The sequence below is a fragment of the Meridianimaribacter flavus genome (assembly GCF_004366715.1).
In the GTDB taxonomy this organism is placed as follows: domain Bacteria; phylum Bacteroidota; class Bacteroidia; order Flavobacteriales; family Flavobacteriaceae; genus Gaetbulibacter_B; species Gaetbulibacter_B jejuensis.
Genome location: NZ_SOQZ01000013.1, coordinates 1 through 2,878, shown reverse-complemented (window position 1 = coordinate 2,878; position 2,878 = coordinate 1). Strand labels below are relative to the sequence as shown.

Here is a 2,878-nt window from a genome sequence, read left to right as displayed (position 1 = left end):
GTACACCACAAACAGTTGATGCAGTAGGAGTTTATACTTTTGGTCCATATGCACACGGTACACCAGTTATCATGACAGCAGCAAACGATGATGATGCAAATTGTACATTAGTAAGTAACAGTTTAACAGAAGAATATTGTTTAGATAATATTGTTGACTGCGACTTAGGACCAGTAAACACAACATTCTGTTACTTTAATGACATAGACGATGATCCATCAGTAGCAACATTTACTTATACAAGCTCAAACGGATTACCTCTTAACATTACATTTAATGATGGTCAAATGGAAGGTTGTTGTGACGAGTTAGTTGTAATAGATTCAGATGGAACAATATTATACAACCAAAACACACCAAACCCAGCAGGATTGACATTCCAATCTTCTGGAGATACAATATCATGGTACATTAACTCAGATGGTTCAGTAAGTTGTGAGAACAATGGTTACACACCATTTGATGTAACAGTTGCTTGTGCAACATGTATCAATCCTCAAGCAACCTATCAAGTAGTTGATGATTGTGATAATGGTGATCAGTTTTTAATTGATGTTAACGTAACGTCTTTAGGAGACGCTAACTCATTAACTATTAGTAATAACATTGATGCAACAACTGTTTCAGTACCTTCAGAAGGAGTTTACCAAATTGGACCATTCCCTTTCTTAGTTGATGTTGTGGTAACTGTAAGTAGTGATGATGATGTTAATTGTGTAATTAATAGTTCGCCAATTCAGTTATTGGCTTGTCCGCCTGAAAACGACAACCCATGTAATGCTATAGTGGCTAGTGTGAATGAGGACAATTCATGTGATTTAGTAACAGCAGGAACTATAATAGAAGCAACACCTTCTGGAGTTCCAGATGGCGAATGTGGTGGTGACCCAGACGATGATGTTTGGTTCCAATTTACAGCATTAAACGAAGTTCAGCTGATTTCAATTACAAATATCACAGGAGGAACTACAAACTTAGATCATGGACTTTACGAAGGAACATGTGACGGTTTAACCGAGTTATATTGTTCTGCAGACACAGCAAGTGTAACACCTGAATTAGTTGAAGGAAACACATACTATATTAGAGTATTCTCAGGAGGTTCTGTAGGAGAAACAAGTACTTTCGATTTATGTATTAAAGATGCTCCAACAAATATAATCTGTGAAAATGCTGAAAACTTCTGTCAAGAAGGTGGAGCATTAGTAACTTCAAATATTATAGGAATTCCAGACCCTAACGATATTGCATGTTTAGGATCTGCACCAAACCCTACATGGAACATCATTCAAATTGGAGATCCAGGATTAATAGAAATTGAAATTTCTCAAGTAGACGATAATGGTAATGGTATTGATGTAGACTTTGTACTTTGGGGACCATTTGAATCAGTTGCAGATTCTTGTACTGAAATAGCTTTTGAAGATTGTCCTTCTTGCCCAAACAATACAAGTAACCCTGACTTTTACCCATTTGGTAATATAGTTGATTGTAGTTACTCTTTTGTTTCAGTAGAAAACTTAACAATAGATAATGCTCAAACAGGAGAAATATACATATTACTAGTTACTAATTTCTCTGACGATCCAGGAACAATCTCAATTAGTCAAACTAATGGAGGAGATGATGGAGACGGTAACGTAACAGCTGAAATAGAAGTAGATTTAGGACCAGATCAAAGTTTCTGTGGTTTCCCTTCTTACGATTTAGTTGCAGACTCTCCATTTGCTGATAGATATGAGTGGTATTGTGATGGATTCATAATAGAAGGAGAAGAATCTTCTGTTTTAACAGTTACTGAGTCTTGTACTTATACTGTTATTGCTTATGATGATCAATGTGATGCACAAGCTCAAGATCAAGTAACTGTTATTTTCGGATTAGAGCCTGTTGCTAACCCTGTAGATGATATTGTAACATGTGACGATGCTTCAGGAGACGAAATCGAAGACTTTGATTTAGAAATGCAAACTGCAGGAATATTAGGAGCTCAAGATCCTAGTTTATTTAATGTAACGTATCACTTGACGCTTACTGATGCTCAAACTGATACAGGAGCTTTAACATCTCCATACACTAACATATCTAACCCGCAAACTATTTATGTAAGAGTAGAAGATGCAAATCCAGATGCTTCTTTCTGTTTTGCGACAACAAGTTTTGATTTAATAATATCAGGACCAACACCAACAGCAACAAGTATAGATATAGAAGCATGTGATGATAATTCAGGTGATGGTATTGAGGATTTCGATTTAGCAGCTTATGATGCTGATATATTAAATGGTCAAGACCCAACGGAGTTTACAGTTACTTATCATGAAACTGAAGCAGATGCTGAAGCAGGTCAAAATGCTATAGATACTTCTTCACTTTACACAAGTGACTCTCAAACTATTTATGTAAGAGTTGAAAGCAATTCAGCATTTGATTGCTACTCTACTACTAGTGTAAATTTAATTGTGCTTCCTATTCCTGTTGCAACATTTAACACGACAGATGTTGATTATGAGGTTTGCCCTAACGCAACAGTTCCAATAGAAATAGCATTAATCCCTCAAGGGTATTCTGAGTCAGATGTTACTGTTGAATGGTATCAAGATGGAGGTCTTATTAGTGGCGAAACAGGATTAACCTTACCTGTTTTAACACAAGGTCTTTATACAGCAATTATTACTTATAACGATTCTAGTTGTACTTACGAAGTATCAGAAACAGTCATAGAATTAGAGAGTTGTGTAATACCAGAGGGTATTTCCCCAGGAGTAAGTCCAGGACAGAATGACACATTTGATTTAAGTAGTTATGGTGTAACACGATTAGAGATATTCAACCGTAATGGCGTATTGGTATATTCTAAAGATAACTACACAAATGA

Annotated in this window: 1 pseudogene; it reads left to right on the top strand. The window is 36.0% G+C overall.

Features of this window, described 5'->3' with window-relative positions:
* Positions 1-2,878 (top strand): annotated as a pseudogene (locus tag A8975_RS14600) (gliding motility-associated C-terminal domain-containing protein); the annotation flags it as partial.